Here is an 18508-nt window from a genome sequence, read left to right on the forward strand (position 1 = left end):
CGGCCACGGCACACGACCCGTCGAGGAGAACTGTCGTGGGAATGGCGTAACAATAGGCAGCGTGTCTGTCGCCGCCGTGTCGCCTCTCGATGTCGAGGAAGTCGACGAGACCCTCGATGACGATCGGCCGTGGGTCACCATTGTCTGGAACGACCCGATCAACCTGATGTCATACGTGACGTATGTCTTCCAGAAGCTCTTCGGCTACAGCAAGCCGAAGGCCACCAAGCTGATGCTCGACGTCCATCACAAGGGGCGGGCTTCGGTGGCCGTCGGCACCAGGGAGGAGATGGAAGCCGACGCCGAGCGCCTGCACGCCTACGGCCTGTGGGCGACGATCGCCCAGGACTGACCCGACCGGTGACCCGAGACCGGTGCCCGACCCGGGGCTCTTTCCGTCGCACCGGTGCCCTGCCGCCCGGAGCAGCCCGTGCGGCATGCCCTGGGTAGGCTGGCTGCGTCCGTGGTCGGACGGTTCAGACGGTCATGTGGGGCGGTCGTCCCGGGCGCACCGTCGCCGGGAGCGTGGGAGTGGGGGAACGGAGGGACGTGGCTGACGGCTTCCGCCGCACGCGTGCCGGGATCGAGCTGCGCCTTCCCCGGCTCGAGGCGGCGTTGCTGATCGAGCTCGTCGGCCAGATCGAGTCCCTGCTCGAACCGCCGCCGGTCGAGGACCCGCTGGAGGCGCTGGTGGGGTTGCGTGACACCGCGCCGCCGCCGCCGGACGATCCGGCGATCGCTCGTCTGCTTCCCGACCCCTACCCGGACGATCCGATGGCCTCCGGGGACTTCCGCCGCCGCCGGACGGACGATCTGCTCGCCCGCAAGCGTGACGCCGCTCGGCGGGTGCTGTCCGCTGTGCCGGCGCCTGGGAGGGCGCTCCTGCTCGATGAGGAGGCCGCTCAGGACTGGCTGACGACGCTGAACGACCTCCGGTTGGTGCTGGGAACCCGCCTCGGTCTCACCGACGACGACTCCACCGCGGAACTCGAACACCTCGACCCGGACGATTCCCGCCGCCCGCTCGTCGCGGTCTACGCGTTCCTGACCGAGCTGCTCGACGATCTGACCCGAGCTCTGGGGTAGTCGCGGGCGAAGGCCGACCCGAACCGCCCCTTCGGCGTCGTACGGTGGGCTCGTGCTGCGAATCGACCGTGCCTGCTATGAGGCGATCGTCGCCCATGCCCGTCGAGATCATCCCGACGAGGCCTGTGGCATCGTCGCCGGCTCCCTGGGGTCGGACCGGCCGAAGCGGTTCATCCCGATGGAGAACGCGGAGCGTTCGCCGACCTTTTACCGCTTCGACCCAATGGAGCAGCTCAAGGTGTGGCGGGAGATGGACGACCGGGACGAGGAGCCCGTCATCATCTACCACTCGCACACCGCAACCGAGGCGTACCCGTCCAGAACCGACGTGTCCCTCGCGGCCGAGCCGGGCGCGCACTACGTACTGGCCTCCACCCGGGAGCCGGACGTGACCGAGTTCCGGTCCTACCGGATCGTCGATGGCGTGGTCACCGAGGAGCCGGTGGAAATCGTCTGAGACGACCTGGTGTTGCAGATGACGCGGCGACGGACGATGACGCGGCGACGGACATGGTCCGGGAAGGGACATGGTCCGGGAAGATGGTGGACACGGTCCGGGAAGATGATGACTGCGGAGCCTTGGCACCCACGACTCGTCCGCTTGTCCGCCTGAGGTAGAACCCGCTGACGTGACACCCCGCCCATCCGGGCGGCGCCACCGCCGAGCCCGGCCGGTGGCACCCGCGAAAGGAGCACCATGGCAGTCCAGGTCCGTGTGCCGACGATCCTGCGTACCTACACGGGAGGTTCGAAGCTGGTCGAGGGCACGGGCGACACGGTCGCCGCGCTCTTCCTCGATCTCGACTCCCGGTACGCCGGGCTGCGGGGCCGGCTGGTGACCGGTGACAACGGTTCCGAGCTGCACCGCTTTGTCAACATCTACGTCAACGACGAGGACGTTCGTTTCCTCGGCGGTCTCGACGCCAAGCTCAGCGACGGCGACGAGGTCACCATCCTTCCCGCCGTCGCCGGCGGCTCCGTCGACGTCGGGGAGTTTCCGGGCAGCGCCGAAGTTCCGGGCAGCGAGGGGCTGGCCGTGCTGTCGCCTGGCATGTCGCCCGGGCGGCACTGACGCGAGCGACGGGTCCCGACTCATGCGCTTCTCCTCCCTGGCCGACTCCGTCGGCCGGACCCCGCTGGTCGGGCTTCCGCGACTGTCGCCGTCGCCGGATGCCCGGCTGTGGGCGAAGCTGGAACAGGACAACCCGACCGGTTCGATCAAGGACCGGGCGGCGCTGTGGATGATCGCCGACGGCGAGAAGCGCGGTCTGCTCACTCCGGGCGCGACCGTGCTCGAACCGACGTCCGGTAATACCGGGATCTCGCTGGCCATGGCCTGCCGTCAGCGGGGCTACCGGCTGATCTGTGTGATGCCGGAGAACACCTCGATCGAGCGCCGTCAGCTCCTGCAGATGTGGGGCGCCGAGATCAGGTTCTCGCCCGCCGCCGGCGGATCGAATGAGGCGGTCGCCGTCGCGAAGCGGCTGGCCGCTGAGAATCCCGACTGGGTGATGCTCTACCAGTACGGCAATCCGGCGAACGCCCAGGCGCACTATGAGACGACCGGGCCGGAGATTCTCGAGGACCTGCCCGAAATCACGCACTTCGTGGCGGGCCTCGGCACGACCGGAACCCTCATGGGAACCGGTCGTTACCTCAAGGAACGGGTGCCGGACATCTCGATCGTCGCGGCCGAACCGCGCTACGGCGAGCTGGTGTACGGGCTGCGCAACATCGACGAGGGGTTCGTTCCCGAACTGTACGACCCGTCGGTGCTCACCTCGCGATACTCGGTCGGTCCGCGGGAGGCGCTGCGCCGTACCCGCGAGCTGGTGCAGGAGGAGGGCATCTTCGCCGGGATCTCCACCGGGGCCATCCTGCACGCGGCGCTTGCGCAGGCCGAGCGGGCGGTCAAGGAGGGCAAGTCGGCCGATATAGTCCTGATCGTCTGTGACGGTGGCTGGAAGTATCTGTCCACCGGCGCCTACGCCGGCACCCTCGAAGAAGCCGAAGCCGCCCTGGAAGGGCAGCTGTGGGCCTAGCCCCGCATGGCGGCTTCGCCGCAATGCGGGGACCCCTGGCCTTGGGCGCCGTTCGGGGTTTCCGTCAGCTCGCCTTCGGCGAGCTTCCTGGGGGAGCCGTCGGGGGTGGTTGGCGGCTTCGCCGCAATGCGGGGACCCCTGGCCTTGGGCGCCGTTCGGGGTTTCCGTCAGCTCGCCTTCGGCGAGCTTCCTGGGGGAGCCGTCGGGGGTGGTTGGCGGCTTCGCCGCAATGCGGGGACCCCGGGGCTTCGCCGCGATGCGGCGGTTCAGTCGGTGGCGGGGGTGGGTGGGGCGGCGAGGACCTCGCCGAGGACCAGGGCCAGTTCGCCGAAGGCTCGGCCGCGGTGGCTGATCGCATCCTTCTCCGCCGCGGACAGTTCGGCGTTCGTCCGGGTCTGACCGTCGGCCAGGAACAGTGGGTCGTAGCCGAAGCCGCCCACGCCGCGAGGTTCGGTCAGCAGGGTGCCACGTAGCTCGCCGTGGGCGACCCGTTCGACGCCGTCCGGGGTGACCAGGGCCGCCGCGCAGACGAAGGCGGCGCCGCGCCGGTCGGCCGGGACGTCGTCAAGCTGCGCGAGCAGCAGGGTGTTGTTGGCGGTGTCCCGTTCGACCCGGGTGCCGTCGCGCCAGCCCGACCATCGAGCCGAGCGCACCCCCGGCATCCCGGCCAGCTCGTCGACGGCGAGCCCGGAGTCGTCGGCGACCGCGGGCAGCCCGGTCTCCGCGACCGCCGCCCGCGCCTTGATCAGAGCGTTCTCGGCGAAGGTCGTCCCGGTCTCGGGCACCTCCTCGCCTGGCGGCAGGCCCACCAGCTCCACGGCCAGGCCGCTGGCCGCCAGGATGCGGCGCAGCTCCGCGAGCTTCGCCTCGTTGCGACTGGCGAGGACCACCTTCGTCGTCCGGGCCGATCCGTGGTGTTCGGCGCTCATCGAGCACCTCCCGGGCGGGGAGGCCCCGCCGGGACCGGGCCGCGCAACGCCTCGGTCTGGATCGCGGTGAGCTGAGCGCATCCACGCACTGCGAGGTCGAGCAGGCTGTCGAGCATCGTCCGGTCGAACGGGGTGCCCTCGGCGGTGCCCTGGACCTCGACGAAACCGTCCGCCCCGGTGCACACCACGTTCATGTCGGTGTCCGCGGTGGAATCCTCGCTGTAGGCCAGGTCGAGCATCGCCTCACCCTTGACCACGCCGACGCTGACCGCACTGACGCTCGTGATGATCGCATCGGGCCGGCCGAGCCAGCGGGCGGCGTCGACCAGCGCGACGTAGGCGCCGGTGATCGCGGCGGTGCGCGTGCCGCCGTCGGCGAGCAGCACGTCGCAGTCGATCGCAATGGTGTTCTCGCCGAGGGCCTTCAGGTCGATGCAGGCACGCAGGCTGCGGCCAATCAGTCGGGAGATCTCATGGGTCCGCCCGGAGATGCGGCCGCGCACGGACTCGCGATCGTTACGGGTGTCGGTGGCCCGTGGAAGCATGGAGTACTCGGCGGTCACCCAGCCCAGGCCGCTGCCCTTGCGCCAGCGCGGGACCCCCGTGGTCACCGAGGCCGCGCACAGCACCCTGGTCCGGCCCGCACTGATCAGCGCGGATCCCTCCGCGTGCTCCTGCCATCCCCGCAGGATCGTCACCTGCCGGAGTTCGTCCGGTCTCCTGCCATCCGCTCGTATCACGTCGCGACACTATCGGCCCAGGGTGACCCGGCCGCGCGCCGAGGTGCGGAGGTGCGGTCCGTCAGAGCTCCCAGAGCTCTCAGAGTTCATAGACGGTGCCGGGGCTCGCGAGGGTCAGCGGGCCGTCGTAGACGCCAGCCGCCTCCTCCTCGGAACGGGCGGCGTTCCCCCACGGGACAAGATGCGTGAGCACGAGCTGACCCACGCCGGCTCGCCGGGCGTGCTCGCCGGCCTCCCGGCCGGTCAGATGCAGGTCAGGGGGGTTGTCCTCCTCATCGAGGAACGACGCCTCGCAGAGGAAGAGATCGCTGTCGGTAGCGAGGCGGACCAGCCGGTCACACGCCCCGGTGTCGCCCGAGTAGGTCAGTACCCGATCGTCGGCGGTGAGGCGGATGCCATAGGCCTCCACCGGATGGGCCACCCGGGTGAGATCGATCCGGAACGGCCCGATGTGCAGGCGGCCGGCGCCGATGGTCCGGAAGTCGTAGATGTCGGCCAGGCTGTCGTCCGGCCATTTCTCGAACGCTCCGCACAGCCGTTCCTGGGTGTTGATCGGGCCGTAGACCGGGAGCTTGGGCGGCATGCCCTCCGGGTGGTACCGCCGCGCGTAGGAGTTGGCCACCAGGTCCAGGCAGTGGTCGCCGTGCAGGTGGCTGAGCAGCACCGCGTCGATCTCACGCAGGTCGCAGTGCCGTTGCAGTTCGCCCATGGACCCGTTGCCCGCGTCGAGGACGAGCCGGAACCCGTCGTCCGACTCGACGAGGTAGGACGAACAGGCCGACGTCGGGCCGGGATACGTGCCTGAACAGCCGAGGATCGTCAGTTTCACCGTGGCACCACCGGGCTCTGCTGGGAGGAGGGTTCCTGGTCCGCCCCGGTTCGGGCGGCCCATGCGGCTGGAGGCGTGACTGTGGCCCGCGCGGCGGGAACGGGCGGGGACACCGCCGCGACGCCGACGAGTTCGGGGCCGAGGAACCTGCGTCCCACCCGGCTGAACAAGGTTGGATCACCCGTGGTGAGGAACCGGTGGGTGGGCGGCGGAAGGTCCGGATCGCGGAAGAGTCCATGCCGGACAAGTACCCGGTAGGTGTCCTTGGCCGTCTCCTCGGCACTACTCACCAGAGTGACGCCCTCTCCCATCACGAGGCCGATGACCCCCGTCAGCAGTGGGTAATGTGTACATCCGAGTATCACCGTGTCCACGTTGGCTTCCTGCAATGGTGCGAGGTACGCCTCGGTCAGACCGAGCAACTGCCGCCCGCAGGTGATACCCCGCTCAACGAAGTCCACGAACGCCGGGCAGGCCGCACCGGTCAACTCCACGCCCGCGGCGGCGGTGAACGCGTCGTCGTAGGCGCGGCTGGCAATCGTCGCCAGCGTGCCGATGACGCCTACCCGCCCGCTGCGGGTCGCCGCGGCCGCTCGGCGGGTCGCCGGCATGATCACTTCGATGACTGGTATGTCGTAACGCTCCCGGGCGTCGCGCAGACAGGCGGCACTTGCCGTGTTGCAGGCGATGACCAGCAGCTTCACGCCCTCGTCCACGAGCCGGTCGAGGGCATCGAGGGCGTAGCGACGCACCTCGGCGATCCGCCGCGGACCGTAGGGTGCCCGAGCGGTGTCCCCGAGATACATCAGGGGCTCATGCGGAAGCTGGTCCAAAATGGCGCGCGCCACAGTCAGACCGCCCACCCCGCTGTCGAACACCCCGATCGGCGCGCCGCTCATGAGCGATCAGACTAAGCCGGAAACCCGATGCTCACCCTGTGGCTGTTGTCACGGAACCATTGTCCGGTCCCGGACAGTCCTCGCGCGTCCGACATAGGACCATCTCGCCTCGCTGAGCTGGGCGCATCGCTGTGCGTCATACCTCGTTGTTTACCCAGGTGAAGGCGTCCGCGTGCCGCGAGGGGCCGAGGTGTGGCCGGCTCGACATCCGGGGATCGTCCCGGTCTGCTGGATCATCCGATGACCTTCGCCTGGTCCGGAACGCGATCTTTCATCGATGTATCGCGGGAAATGCGTGGTCCGTCTGTCGATCGTCCACGAGGAGCCGTGCCCGGGTGGGTATGCCATACGGGTACAGGCACGCCAAACGGAGTGTAGGCTAGAACTGCCTGTAATCGATCAGTGACTACTAGCTATCGAACAGGTATGTTGAGGACGCGGCTGAGGTGTCCGGGTCGTTCCCATCCGTCCCCGATTCGAGGCACCCCAGTCGCATCCTCGATGTCTCCGGGCGTCTTCCGGGCGTCTCCAGCCCGTCTCCAGTCCGCCTCCAGTCCGCCTCCAGTCCGTCTCCAGTCGTCTTCCAGGCCGCCTCCAGGCCGTCCCCGGGGTATCGACGCAACGTGGTTCCCGACGTCTCCCCGCGCTTCTACGATGACGTCACGCGGTGGTCTTGCCATCGTCCGGCCGTGCAGTCATCCAGGGAGATCAGGGGACGTCAGCACGTGACCACGCACGGAGGGTCGCGGTCGGGTGGCTCTTCGAGCAATCAAGATCGTCCCATGGCGTGAGGACGGACGGTGTAAGCGGGATACACGGCACCAAACTGTCCTCTGCCTTGTCGGGTTGACGTCGATCGGGGGCATCGCTGGCCGTACGGCGATAGGAACATGTCCATGGCCCGGCTCCTCGCGGCGATCTCCACGGGCGTCGCCCTCCTGGTGGGAGGGTTGACGGCGCTTGCCGTCATGCTGCCGCCCGAGTACGGCTATCTGGTTCCGATTGTCATTATCCTCGTTGTCGTGGGGGTCAACATCACTGCCTGGCTTGTGATCCCGCGTGTCGTCGGCCCGGCGTCGGCGTCGGCGTCGGCGTCCGTGCACCGCTCGATACCGGAGAATCGTCCGATGGGTGGCTCGTTCGTGTTCGGTCGTGGTGAGTTCGACTGGGCGCGTTCGGACGCATCCGATGCCTCCGTCGAGTCCTCGTCGGACAACTGGTCGTCGAGCTGGGACTACGCCGGCGGGGACGGTCCGGACGGCAGCGACGACGAGAGCGGTTTCGACGACGACCGCTGGTATGGCTCCGCGGTCCGCCGTGGCGCGGGTTTCCCGCCGCCCGCTCTTACCGGAGTATCCATGTCCGGCCTGCTGTCCGCCGACACCGGACAGCATCACCGGGCCACGCAGTCCGGCCCGGTGCCGGCGGAGCCAGAGAAGCACCACGACGACAGCCGCCAGCCGTAGCGATGCCCAGTGGGGACTGACCGGCCAGGGCGGCGTTCCTCCGGCCGGGCACATCCCGTCCGTGCTGTGCTCGGTACGGTCGTTGAGGTCGGTACGGTGCAGCGCGGTGCGGTGGCGGCCCGGCACCGTGGATCAGGCGAGCCCGGCGCGCCGGCGGGCCGTCTCGGTCACCGCGGCCCAGTCCTGGTCGGTCTGGCCATGCGCCAGCGCGTCGACGAAGGCGTCCCGCAGCACGCCGCCGAAGGGCAGCGGAACGTTCCGTTCCAGCCCTGAGGCCAGCGCGAGCTGGACGTCCTTCAACCCGAGCGGGAGACGGAAGTTGACGGGCTCGTAGTCCCGGTTTCCGATCATGCGGCCATAGCCGGTGAAGACCGGGCCGGTAAACAGGTTGTCGGTGAGCACTTCGATGAACGTGGCCGGGTTCATCCCGCCGGCCTCGATGACGGCGCTCGCCTCCGCCATCGCCTCGATGCTGCAGGCGATCAGATAGTTACCCAGGATCTTCACCAGGTTGGCGTGCTCCGGCGCATCGCCGACCGTCCAGGTTCGCCGGCCGAGGACGTCGAACAGGGGCTGAACCTCGGCGATCGTGTCCGGATCGCCGCTGGTCACGATGGTGAGGTTGCCGGCGCGGGCGGCGTCGGTCCGGCCGAAGACGGGAGCCGCGAGGTAGCGCAGCCCGTGCTCGGCGTGCTCACGCCGGGCCTGGATCGCCAGCGCGGTGCTGACGGTGGCCATATTCACATGCAGTGCTCCGGCCGGCGCGGCGGTCAGTACCCGCGGATCGAGCAGGCGGTCGGTGACGGCCTGGTCGTCCGCCAACATGCTGAGGACGATTCCGGTGGCGAACGCCTCGGAGATGCTGGCGGGCACCGCACCGGCGGCGGCCAGCTCGGTGACGGGATCCGGTGAGCGGTTCCAGGCCAGTACGGTGTGGCCGGCGTCGATCAGATTGCGCGCCATGGCGCTGCCCATTCCGCCAAGTCCGATGAAACCGATTTTCATGCGTCACCCTCCTGGCCTGGTCGGCGGACGGTCCGCCGACGCGGGTTTCCTGCCCGGCTGGGCTGGGCCAAGTGGCATCGGCCGCTCCAGCCCAGGGCGGGTGAAGAACGGACCGGCAGGTGCCGGGTCCTCAGGCGCCTGTCATCGTAGGAAGCCCGGTGCCCGAGGTCAGTGTGATGAACTCGATACGCGGGGGACCGGTGAGCAGATCCTGCCGCTCGGCGACGAAATGGTGGATGTGCGGCTGGTTCTCATGATCCTCGAACGCCTCGCGGTCGCGGTAGAGCTCGTAGAAGAGCCGGGCATTGTCGTCGCCGACCACCCGATGGGTAGTGTAGATCAAGGTCCCGGGTTCGTGGGCGGCGATCAGCGGCACCGTCTCGGCCACCAACGCGTCGAACGCGTCCGCCGTGTCCGGGCGTACCTCGAACCGCACCGTCAGACCGAACATGGATCTCCTCCTCAGGGTGTTGCGACAGGGACATGGCGGGGCGCTGTCGCTTCGCGACGTACTGTCACCGTATCCGGGAGATCACTCTAATGGTGGCCTGAGAGCCCGGCCACATCGATGCGGCCTGAGATCGGCCGCCTTGTGTAGTCCGGGACGGGCCATCCGGACCTTGAAGGCAGGAGGCCGATGTACAGCAGATTCTGTCGACCAAAGACGATATGGACGTCATGAACGGTACCCGATGGTATTCCTTCAAGGCTGGATCTGGTGGATGACGGGCATGGTCTCCCGGCCGGCCTAGCGATTCGCGGCCGGCGGGCCACAGCCTGATTTCTTCCATCGACTCGTGGTTCAAATTCGAGACGACTCGTGTTCACCGACCTGTGAATGGAAATCCCTTGACGGCTGGCCGCTGCACCGCACTCCGGCGGGATGTAGGCAAGGTCGGCGCCCTGTTGCTCTGATGATTCAGGAGACTTGCATGGTCTACGTCCAGCCGTATGCTGTCGACTCCGCCGGGCGTGGTCTCTTCGCGGTTCGATACGGCGTCGGACCGACAATGCGGAATCGAGGATGGCGCGGAGTGAAATCTCGTCTCACATGGTCCCGTTCGGCTGCGCTTGTGGCCGCGACAGCCCTGACCGTCGGGCTTGGCTACGGCCTTCCGGCGGTCGCGGATCCGGGTGGCGCGGCAGCCCAGTCGGGTGCGGCGGCCGTCCAGACGGCGAGCTCGGTGCGGGCGGCCACGGTCTCGCGGTGCTCGGGTCCCAACGCCCGTTCGAACAGCGCCAGTACCGCGGCAAACTGGTCTCGGGCACCCGCGGGATCCCCCGCCTCCCCGGTCCAGTGGGCGAGGTTGCGCTGGTCGAGCAACGTGTCCGGATGGTCGGGGCCGAGGACCCGCCGGTGGATCAGGAGCAGGGCGGCGTACTGGTCACGGGCCATCGCGGGGTCTCCCGCCTGACCCACCCAGTAGGCGAAGTTACCCCGGGCGACCAAGGTCGCGGGATGCTCGGGACCCGAGACCCGCTCACGGATCGGCAGTAACTGTGCGTACTGGTCGCGGGCGGCGGCCGGGTCACCCGCCTTGCCGGTCCACCAGGCGAGGTTGGTGCGGACCCACAGCGTGCCGTGATGCTCCGCGCCGGACACCCGCTCATGGACGGTGAGCAGCGCCGAGCACAGGTCGCGCGCGGCCGCGGGATCCCCGGCCTCCCCGATCCAACGGGCGTACTGGTCACGGGATTCGAGAACATCCGGGTGTTCCGGTCCCAGCACCCGTTCCCTGATCGGCAGAAACGCGGCGTAGTGAGCGCACGCGCCCGCCACGTCGCCGGCCTGCCCGGTCCAGAACCCGAGATTCGCCCAGACATACAGGGTCTCCGGATCATCCTCACCCGCGACGCGTCGCCACCGGGGCAGGATGGACAGGCACAGGTCGCGCGCGCCGGGCCAGTCGCCGGCCTGCCCGGTCCAGTCCGCGAGACGGGCCGCGACCAGCAGGGTCTGCCGGTCGTCGGCGCCCAGGGCTCGGTCGCAGACGGGCAGCAACGCCGCGAGCATGTCGCGCGCGCCTCCCGGATCCCCCGCCTCCCCGGTCCAGTTGGCGACGGCGGCACGCGTACGCAGAGCCGCGGGATGCTCGGCGCCCAGCCGTGCCACGGTGTCGTTGTGGACGTCCTCCTGCACGATCTTCGCCGTCCGGTAGTCACCACTGGCGTCGAGATACTCGAGCAGTTTCAGGACGCCGGGACGGTCCGGACGGAACACGATACGTGCGTGGGGGACCAGCATGGCGTAGACAGGCCACGTCCCGGACCGGTGGGGTTCATCCGGCAGTGCGGCCTCCACCAGGGCCACCACCACGCCGCGCAGGACGTCGCGACGTTCCTCGGGCAGCTGACCGGCGATGACTGCCCCGACGAGGCGGTGCAGCTGAATCGTGTTCCCGCTCCGGCGGGCCAGGGAGTAGGCCAGCGCGTCACCGACCACATCGTCGAGGTCGAGCCGGGGATGGGTACCGGCGCACGCCTGCGCCAACGGGCCGTCGAGAAGATCGGGATGGTCATCGAACAGGGCCAACGGGATCGGTTCGGGAGCCAGCAGCGCGCACAGCGTCAGCAGCTGCACGGTGGCCGGGGCGTCGGCCCGCAGCCGTTCCAGAGCCATGGACCAAGCGGTGGCGATGGTGCCGGCATAGAGGGGATCGCCCCCTTTGCCCAGCAGCGTCGTACGCCGGGTACGGAACTTCGCAAGGTAACTGGCCGGATCCGTCCGGGTCGTGGTGAGGTAGCCGGCGGCCTGCGCCAACGCCAGAGGCAGGTCACCCAACTCGGCAGCCAGCGCGTCGGCTACCGCCGCGTTCAGGCCGGGAAGACGGCGGGTCAGGAACGCCACCGCCTCAGCCCGTTCAAACACGTCCACGTCGACCGCAGCGGCGAGTGCCTCCCAGCCCGGATTCCGGGACGTGATCAGCACATGGCCCGGTCCGCTTGGCAGCCAGTCCCGCAAGGCGACGGGATCCTCGGCGTTGTCGAACACCACCAGCCACCCCACCCGACGGCCTAGGGCTGCGAGCACGATGGCCGCGATGTCGGATACCGCTCCATCGGTCGACAGACCCAGCGGGCCCGCGAGCGCGGCGAACTTCTCGCCGACCAGGAGGGTCTGTTCCGCGTCGATCCACCAGACCAATGTGTACTCGGCGGCGTGCCGATGGGCGTACTCGACGGCCAACTGGGTCTTGCCCACCCCGCCCATGCCGTGCAGGGTGGTCACCGCCACCGGCCCCGACCCCAGCTCGGTGCGGATCTGGTCGAGCTGGGACTGGCGGCCGGTGAAATGCCGGTTGCGACTCGGCACGTTCCACACATCGGGCAGCCGCCCGGGGAACGTCGGCTCCATCCCCGTCGCGGTGACCATCGGTTGGGCGGGCCCGCCGGGAAAGACCGGCTCCACCGCCGGCTTACTCCGCTCCCCACGTGCCGCGGCCACCAGCCGCCCGGCCGCGATGTCCCGGTCGAGGCCGAACAGGTCCACGCTGACCAGCTGACCCAGCAGCCCGGGCCGATCACATTCCTCCACTCGGAACACCAGCAGCTTGCGCGCCCGCCCGGACGGGTCGGCGGCCCAGGCGGCCTGCCACTCCGCCTCCGCGAACGCCGAGGACAGGTACGCCGTCGACAGCACCGCGATCGTGCGGGCCGCGACCTGTGCCGCCTGATGCATCTCGGTGACGAAATGACTACCCGCGTTGAAGTCCCAGGTCTGGATCCGCACCCGGTAGCCGGCGTCCTCCAACACCCAGGCGATCCACTCCGCCCATCCCTGATCGGCCCCGGTGTAGGAGACGAAGAAATCCACCCCCGACGATGGCGACCTTGCCGCACCCTGCACCGCGCCGCCGCCTGACGCCGGGACCCTCGTGCCCATAGCCGCACAGCCTGCCACAGTAGCCACGGATCGTCACAACCCAGGCGCGTACCGGACAGCCGAACGGGCTGACACCCGGGGTGTGTAAGAACAACGGTGTAACCCCGATCAAGGAGTGACACCTGATGACGATCACCACAGACGCAGCGGACACTGCTGTGGTGTCCCTGGAGGAGTCGGCCGCTGGACGGCCCCGCGCGTCGAAGGCGAAGGCTGCGCCAGCGGGGATCGATCCCGCGTTGGTCGCGCAGCTGGTGACCCAGGCCCGTGAGCAGGGGGTGCGGCTGTCCGGCGAGGGTGGCCTGCTCCAGCAGCTGACGAAGGTCGTGCTGGAGTCCGCCCTCGAGGGCGAGATCACCGGGCGGCCTCGTGAGTGCCGGCCGTCAGGGCAGCGTCCGGAAGGACGCTTCCGGCAGGTGGTTCTTCGTCGTCGACATCACCGCAGCGGGTGGGCCGCGTCGGCAGGCGAGACGGCGTGGGTTCGCGACCAAGAAGGCGGCACAGGCGGCGCTGACGGGGTTTCTCGGCAAGCTCGCGGCCGGCACGTACGTCGAGCCGTCCCGGCTGACCGTTCGGGAGTTCATCGAGACGCGCTGGCTCCCGGCAGTGGAAGGTGAGCTGCGGCCGTCGACCCTGGCGTCATGCCGGCGGAACCTGCGGCTGCATGTCCTGTCCCGGCTCGGCGGGGTGCGGCTCCAGCTCCTTGACACGGCTACCCTGCAAGCCCTCTAGGCCGAGTTGCTCCGGGCTGGCCGGGCTGACCATGCCCGGGGGCACGGACTGTCGCCGCGGACCGTGCTCTACATCCACACGATCCTTCGGGATGCGCTGAAGACGGCAGTCGAATGGGACCTGATCCCACGCAACCCGGCGGACCGGACCAAGCCGCCGCAGCGGAAGGCCCAGGCCGAGCGGCACACGAAGATCCGCACCTGGACGAACGCCGAACTCCGGACCTTCCTCGACGCCACCCGCGACGAACCGACCTACGCCCAGCGCCTCACCTCGCCACCACCGGCGTGCGGCGAGGTGAGGCGCTGGGGCTCGCCTGGTCGGCGGTGGATCTGGACGCGGGGCGCATCTCGATCCGCCGGACGCTCGTCAACGTCACCACGTCTGACACCGGCCGGGTGCCGGTGTTCAGCGACCCGAAGACCGTACGCGGCACGCGGGTCATCGCCCTGGACACGGCCACCGTAACGGCGCTGCGTGACCTGCGCGAGAGCAAGCTGAAGGAGCTGGCGTTGCTCGGCAGGGAGCCAGAGGCCGATCTTGTCTTCACCCACTGGGACGGCCGGGCCATGCACCCGGAACGGAACTCCCGCGCGTTCCTCCGGCGGGTGAGGCGCCTCGGCCTGCCGGTCATCCGGCTGCACAACCTGCGGCACACCTGGGCAACCCTCGCGCTCGCGAGCAACGTGCATCCCAAGGTCGTCTCCGAGCGGCTGGGGCACGCCAGCATCACGATCACCTGGAGATCTACAGCCACGTTCTGCCCGGCATGCACTCCGATGCCGCGGAAGTCGTCGCCGGGCTCATCCTCGGCACTGGCGGGCAGGCCGACGAGGACCAGGCGGACCGGCCCGACGGCGGTGGCGACGCGACCGACTCGGACGACTCCGATGGCCTGGGTGATGACGATGCGGAACCGGGTGCGCCTGCGTCAGACTGCCCGGCCACCGGCCCGCGGACTCCTCGTCCGTCCACTTCGGTCACGGCCCGGTCGTGACCAATCTGTGACCAAACGGGCCCAAACGATCAGAGGAGGAACGGTGGGCGAGCATCTGACCTGCGAGAACGCTGCCGTTCAACGGGTGCACCTCCTTGGGCGCTACTCGAACACGCCAGAGGTACTGACCGATCTTCAAACCGTCTGGGCCGTCGTAGCTGAAACCCCTGGTCAGGGGGAGACACAGGAGCTTCCGGGCCTCACAGGTTCCGGTCAGGTGCCCCGACGACACGCCATCGTTGACCGCCTCCCGGCCTCGGACATCGAGACCTTGATCAGCCTGTACCTGGCCGGCAGCACCGCTCGCGCCTTGGCGGCCAGGTACTCGATCAGTCTCACGGCGGTCAAGACGCTGCTGCGCAAGCGTGGCATCCGCCGCAACCGGCGATCAGCTGAACCCTCGTGACCGTGTCAGAAGACCGGCCGCCTTCCTGGTGGCCGGGCTTCTTGGTCATACCCATCAAGATTATGTAAGCAGGAACCATACCCATGGAACACGCACCATCTCACGAAAGGATCATCAACCAGGCAGACGTTCTACCCGCCGAGCTGTCGCACGACGAACGCCTGATCAAGCAAGGCATTGAGGCCGCCGCCCAAGAGGAGCGGCCCATCGACGACCGCACCGCGCGCTACATCGCCGGACAGCTGCACGGCGGTCAGGTCAGCGCCCTCTACAGTCTGGCCAGCACCGGCAACATCATCGAGGACACTGTCTACCACGAGCTGTACGAAGACCTCGAATCCCACACGCCGGAGGTCGCCTCCTGGGTCGAAGCGCTTCGGGCCTACTGCCAGGCTCGGCCGGACAAGGGACCAGTGAGAGGCTGGACCGAGCACGCCGCCATCCTGGACCGCATCGACGCCACCCGGGAACGGGCGCGCATGCTCGGCGGGATCGCCATCGCACCGGAACTGGCCGAAGCCAACGAGGCGCCCGGGAAAGATCATGCTCTAAACCCGGACCGGCTGGACGAACTGTTCGGCGAACCGCCGGACGAGGAGGTCGGCCGCGCAGATGAGCTGGGCTGGTTCGGCCTGATCGTCGATCACGGCACCGGCGGCGGCACGATCATCTCCCAGGACGAGCAGGGCTTCCGTTACGTCTGGGAGACGGCCAACGGCGAAGCACTCGACCAGCGGTGGCAGGCCATCCTCCGGGAGTACGGCACCTACGAAGACTCACTTGTTGACCTAGAACGACGTGGCCTGGATGCTCGCCATGAACGGGTCGGCTATGCCTGTCTGGCATGCGAAGAGCCGATCGTTGAGCAGGCAAACGGGCTCGATCGATCCACCTGGACGCACCAAGACGGCGAACCGCTCTGCCCTGTCGTCGATGGCACCGGCTACGAACCGGCCAAGCCGGGTGTCTGGCGGGACGGTGAGGTGGTGCCGCTGGCTGACGAGGCTGACGGCGACGACGCACACTGGCGACGGACCGCGAGTCTATGTGGCCAGCTTGGCTGACTACAGTAACGGCTACCTACACGGCCGCTGGGTCGCCGCCGATCGGGACACCGAAGATCTGCAAGCGGCCGTGGACCGTATCTTGGCAACCTCGCCGGCCCGGCAGCACGGTGAGGCGGCCGAAGAGTGGGCTATCCACGACTACGAGGGCTTCGAGGACGACGTCACGTCCACGCTGGGCGAGTGGCCGTCGCTGCAAGACCTGAGCAAGGTCGCCAAAGGTATCGCGGAACACGGCCTGGCGTTCGGCGCATGGGTGGCGCACCTGGGCCGGGCAGACGATGAGCTGGTGGATCGGTTCGAGGAATTCTACCGCGGTGAGTGGGGCTCGCTCACGGACTATGCCGAGGACTACCTGCAGAACATTGACTTCTACCGGTTCCTTGACGACCTGCCGGAAGACATACGGCACTATGTCAGTGTCGATGTGGAGCAGTACGCCGAGGACATAGCGTGCGATCTGCACGTTGCAGATACGCCGGAAGGTGGAGTGTGGGTGTTCAGCGTATCGTAGCGTGATCGACGGCTAAATTTAGCGCTGTCGACATGTACGTATTCGGAAATCCCGTTGGGGCATGATCGTGGGCGGCGTGACCGTGGGGCACTCCGCTGGGGTCTCGGGGGTCGGGGTCAGCCGGGAGGCTGTTGCCAGGTGGTGAGGTCCTCGGGGCTGGCGGCCCAGGGCAGGAACCGGTCGAGGTCGGCGCCGGTCGGCGGCTTGCCGCCGGCCCGGCCGCAGGCGTCGAGGTAGTTCTCCAGGTAGGTCAGCAGGTTCAGGTTGTGCATCGCGGCGGTCGCGGTGACCGTGAAGATCGTGGCGGCGTGGCGGGCGGTGTCCTCGGTGCGGGAGCCGCCGGCGTTGCGCCGGGTCACGACCGGGCCCCTGATCGCCCTTTCCGCCGGGTTGTTGTCCATGCCGATCATGGGGTAGTCGCGGTGGGCGACCAGCCCGTCCCATTCCCGGTCCAGGGTCGCGAGCGCCTTGCGCGCGGGTTCCTGCAGGCCGGGCGAGGCCGTCTGCTCGCGGCGAACCGTGTCGATCACGGTGATCGCGGTGTCCCAGCCGGCGTACGCGGCGGCGAGCCGCTTCTCGGTGGCCGGCGACGGGGCCGCGGCGGCGGTGTGCCAGGCGGCGGCGAGCTCGCCGTGCGCGGTGTAGAGCGCGCGGATCCGCTCGACCCACTGGCGGGCCCAGATCCCGAGCTGGGCGGGGTTCGCGTCGCCGGCCCGCACGAAGTACCGCCGCGCGTGCGCCCAGCAGTACAGGTTGACCAGGCCATCGGCGCGGCGGCCGGCGGAGACGTACACGGTGTAGAAGTCCGACGACAGCACGAGGCGGCGCGGTCCGCCGTCGGCGTCGTCGGTCAGCTGGCCGCTGTCCGGGTCGAGGCCGACGTGTTCGGCGAGCACCGCCGTCGAGCGGGTCGCGTCCATCACGAAACAGACGCTGTCCGGCCCCAGGAACACCCACAGCCACCAGCGGGCCGGCCCGCCGCCGCCGGTCGGGGTGAACACCCGCCAGGTCGTCTCGTCGGCGTGCAGGTGCCACGACCCCCGCGACCGCCCGACGATCTGCTCGGCGAGTGGGGCGAGCAGGCCCGCGACCTGGGCGCACGCCCCGGTCAGCGTCGCCGGCGAGAGCTGGGCGCCGTGCCGGGCCAACCCGGTGACCAGCGAGTTCTGCGAACGGCCCGCGACATAGCGCTCCACGATCAGCATCGCGAGGAACCGGTGCGTGAACAGGCCCTTCCCGATCGCCTTCGACGGTCCCGGCGCGGTCACCGTCAACGACCCGCCACAGCGGCAGCCCCGCCGATACCGGCGCCGCCTCGACACCCGAACCCGCACCGTCACCAGCCAGTCGAGCTGCTCGACGACATGCTCGCCCCACGGCGTGAACGGCTGCCCACACGACAGGCAGCCATAGCCCCCGCCCTCGAAGTCGCAGTCGACCTCGTCGCGGGACAGATGGTCGTAGCTCCGCCGGCCCGAGCGCGCGCCCGGCCCCCGCCGCCGGCCTGCCGACCCGGCGGCCTCGCCCCGCGCCCCGTCGCCACAACCGTCCCCGCCATCCGGCGAACCCACGGCCGGCGACCCGCCGCACTCCCGTTCCGACGACCGGCCGAACAGCATCCGCCGCAACGTCGCCAGCTCCGCCTGCAACGCCTCGAGCTGGAGACGCAGCTCCACCACCTCGGCCTCACGCGTCGCCTCCCGCGCGACCAGCCCGGCGATGTCCGTCAACAGCTCCGCGACCCGGGCCCGCAGCCAGGCGTTCTCCGCCAGCAGCGCCGCGCCCTCGGCAACCTCACCGCTCGCGGCAGCGCCCGCCCCCGACTCGACAACCGTCACGCACCGCAGCAAACCACCCCGACCGGCAGAACATCACCCACCACGACCATCAGGCCACACCCAGCCCCGAAGGCCGTC

General features: G+C 69.1%; 18 protein-coding genes. 10 read left to right on the forward strand and 8 right to left on the reverse strand.

All coding sequences use genetic code 11. The features are described 5' to 3' along the window. Positions 1 to 61: 61 nt before the first annotated feature. From clpS to FRANCCI3_RS04355, 5 genes are all read left to right on the forward strand, one after another. A complete protein-coding gene (gene clpS, locus FRANCCI3_RS04335) occupies positions 62 to 352 on the forward strand; it encodes an ATP-dependent Clp protease adapter ClpS (protein ID WP_023841213.1) in 291 nt (96 codons plus the stop codon). A 197-nt stretch (positions 353 to 549) separates the two neighbouring features. Then, the gene (locus tag FRANCCI3_RS04340) at positions 550 to 1086 is read left to right on the forward strand and encodes a DUF2017 domain-containing protein (protein WP_232235102.1); all 537 of its coding nucleotides are present in this window, start codon (positions 550 to 552) and stop codon (positions 1084 to 1086) included. 52 nt (positions 1087 to 1138) lie between these two features. Beyond that, the gene (locus FRANCCI3_RS04345; protein WP_011435319.1) at positions 1139 to 1543 is read left to right on the forward strand and encodes a Mov34/MPN/PAD-1 family protein; all 405 of its coding nucleotides are present in this window, start codon (positions 1139 to 1141) and stop codon (positions 1541 to 1543) included. 240 nt (positions 1544 to 1783) lie between these two features. After that, the gene (locus FRANCCI3_RS04350) at positions 1784 to 2158 is read left to right on the forward strand and encodes a MoaD/ThiS family protein (protein WP_011435320.1); all 375 of its coding nucleotides are present in this window, start codon (positions 1784 to 1786) and stop codon (positions 2156 to 2158) included. 22 nt (positions 2159 to 2180) lie between these two features. Next, positions 2181 to 3128, forward strand: a complete 948-nt coding sequence (locus FRANCCI3_RS04355; protein ID WP_011435321.1) for a PLP-dependent cysteine synthase family protein — start codon at positions 2181 to 2183, stop codon at positions 3126 to 3128. A 266-nt stretch (positions 3129 to 3394) separates the two neighbouring features. On the opposite strand, the gene rdgB is transcribed toward FRANCCI3_RS04355, so the two are convergent. The 4 genes from rdgB to murI all read right to left on the reverse strand — a co-directional run bounded on the left by rdgB (position 3395) and on the right by murI (position 6525). Further along, positions 3395 to 4057, reverse strand: a complete 663-nt coding sequence (gene rdgB, locus FRANCCI3_RS04360; protein ID WP_011435322.1) for an RdgB/HAM1 family non-canonical purine NTP pyrophosphatase — start codon at positions 4055 to 4057, stop codon at positions 3395 to 3397. After that, positions 4054 to 4797: a ribonuclease PH gene (gene rph / locus FRANCCI3_RS04365; RefSeq protein WP_011435323.1), complete on the reverse strand. Its 744-nt coding sequence runs from the start codon at positions 4795 to 4797 to the stop codon at positions 4054 to 4056. Before rph ends, rdgB begins: the two co-directional genes overlap by 4 nt. 79 nt (positions 4798 to 4876) lie before the next feature. Beyond that, complete coding sequence (locus FRANCCI3_RS04370) at positions 4877 to 5626, reverse strand: MBL fold metallo-hydrolase (RefSeq protein ID WP_023842098.1); 750 nt, start codon at positions 5624 to 5626, stop codon at positions 4877 to 4879. Beyond that, positions 5623 to 6525, reverse strand: a complete 903-nt coding sequence (gene murI, locus FRANCCI3_RS04375) for a glutamate racemase (protein ID WP_011435325.1) — start codon at positions 6523 to 6525, stop codon at positions 5623 to 5625. Before murI ends, FRANCCI3_RS04370 begins: the two co-directional genes overlap by 4 nt. An 896-nt stretch (positions 6526 to 7421) precedes the next feature. Here murI and FRANCCI3_RS27255 point away from each other — a divergent pair. Then, on the forward strand, positions 7422 to 7991 hold the full coding sequence (locus FRANCCI3_RS27255; RefSeq protein WP_011435326.1) for a hypothetical protein: 570 nt from the start codon (positions 7422 to 7424) through the stop codon (positions 7989 to 7991). Positions 7992 to 8123: 132 nt separating this feature from the next. Here FRANCCI3_RS27255 and FRANCCI3_RS04385 read toward each other — a convergent pair whose 3' ends face one another. From FRANCCI3_RS04385 to fxsT, 3 genes are all read right to left on the reverse strand, one after another. After that, entirely contained in the window at positions 8124 to 8996 is an 873-nt protein-coding gene (locus FRANCCI3_RS04385) for an NAD(P)-dependent oxidoreductase (RefSeq protein WP_011435327.1), read from the reverse strand. Between the two features lie 130 nt (positions 8997 to 9126). Next, positions 9127 to 9447, reverse strand: coding sequence for a putative quinol monooxygenase (locus tag FRANCCI3_RS04390; protein WP_011435328.1), 321 nt, complete (start codon positions 9445 to 9447; stop codon positions 9127 to 9129). A 654-nt stretch (positions 9448 to 10101) separates the two neighbouring features. Next, positions 10102 to 12879: an FxSxx-COOH system tetratricopeptide repeat protein gene (gene fxsT / locus FRANCCI3_RS23155; RefSeq protein ID WP_023842100.1), complete on the reverse strand. Its 2778-nt coding sequence runs from the start codon at positions 12877 to 12879 to the stop codon at positions 10102 to 10104. A gap of 369 nt (positions 12880 to 13248) precedes the next feature. Here fxsT and FRANCCI3_RS04400 point away from each other — a divergent pair, with 369 nt between their 5' ends. The 4 genes from FRANCCI3_RS04400 to FRANCCI3_RS04415 all read left to right on the forward strand — a co-directional run bounded on the left by FRANCCI3_RS04400 (position 13249) and on the right by FRANCCI3_RS04415 (position 16592). Next, a complete protein-coding gene (locus tag FRANCCI3_RS04400; protein ID WP_011435330.1) occupies positions 13249 to 13611 on the forward strand; it encodes an Arm DNA-binding domain-containing protein in 363 nt (120 codons plus the stop codon). 287 nt (positions 13612 to 13898) lie between these two features. Continuing rightward, complete coding sequence (locus FRANCCI3_RS04405) at positions 13899 to 15014, forward strand: site-specific integrase (RefSeq protein WP_023842101.1); 1116 nt, start codon at positions 13899 to 13901, stop codon at positions 15012 to 15014. 83 nt (positions 15015 to 15097) lie between these two features. Then, positions 15098 to 16078, forward strand: coding sequence for a hypothetical protein (locus tag FRANCCI3_RS26660; RefSeq protein WP_011435332.1), 981 nt, complete (start codon positions 15098 to 15100; stop codon positions 16076 to 16078). Continuing rightward, on the forward strand, positions 16071 to 16592 hold the full coding sequence (locus FRANCCI3_RS04415) for an antirestriction protein ArdA (protein ID WP_162238917.1): 522 nt from the start codon (positions 16071 to 16073) through the stop codon (positions 16590 to 16592). The genes FRANCCI3_RS26660 and FRANCCI3_RS04415 overlap by 8 nt, the downstream gene beginning before the upstream one ends. Positions 16593 to 16708: 116 nt before the next feature. On the opposite strand, the gene FRANCCI3_RS04420 is transcribed toward FRANCCI3_RS04415, so the two are convergent. After that, entirely contained in the window at positions 16709 to 18430 is a 1722-nt protein-coding gene (locus tag FRANCCI3_RS04420) for an IS66 family transposase (RefSeq protein WP_237704547.1), read from the reverse strand. Positions 18431 to 18508: the final 78 nt, after the last annotated feature.

The sequence above is a fragment of the Frankia casuarinae genome (assembly GCF_000013345.1).
GTDB classification, from domain to species: domain Bacteria; phylum Actinomycetota; class Actinomycetes; order Frankiales; family Frankiaceae; genus Frankia; species Frankia casuarinae.

Bases quoted from the DNA above. Each gene is read 5' to 3' on its own strand.
- FRANCCI3_RS26660 (WP_011435332.1), top strand. From the start codon at position 15,098: ATGGAACACGCACCATCTCACGAAAGGATCATCAACCAGGCAGACGTT.
- FRANCCI3_RS04355 (WP_011435321.1), top strand. From the start codon at position 2,181: ATGCGCTTCTCCTCCCTGGCCGACTCCGTCGGCCGGACCCCGCTGGTC.
- FRANCCI3_RS04350 (WP_011435320.1), top strand. From the start codon at position 1,784: ATGGCAGTCCAGGTCCGTGTGCCGACGATCCTGCGTACCTACACGGGA.
- FRANCCI3_RS27255 (WP_011435326.1), top strand. From the start codon at position 7,422: ATGGCCCGGCTCCTCGCGGCGATCTCCACGGGCGTCGCCCTCCTGGTG.
- fxsT (WP_023842100.1), bottom strand. From the start codon at position 12,879: ATGGGCACGAGGGTCCCGGCGTCAGGCGGCGGCGCGGTGCAGGGTGCG.
- murI (WP_011435325.1), bottom strand. From the start codon at position 6,525: ATGAGCGGCGCGCCGATCGGGGTGTTCGACAGCGGGGTGGGCGGTCTG.
- FRANCCI3_RS04385 (WP_011435327.1), bottom strand. From the start codon at position 8,996: ATGAAAATCGGTTTCATCGGACTTGGCGGAATGGGCAGCGCCATGGCG.
- FRANCCI3_RS04390 (WP_011435328.1), bottom strand. From the start codon at position 9,447: ATGTTCGGTCTGACGGTGCGGTTCGAGGTACGCCCGGACACGGCGGAC.
- rdgB (WP_011435322.1), bottom strand. From the start codon at position 4,057: ATGAGCGCCGAACACCACGGATCGGCCCGGACGACGAAGGTGGTCCTC.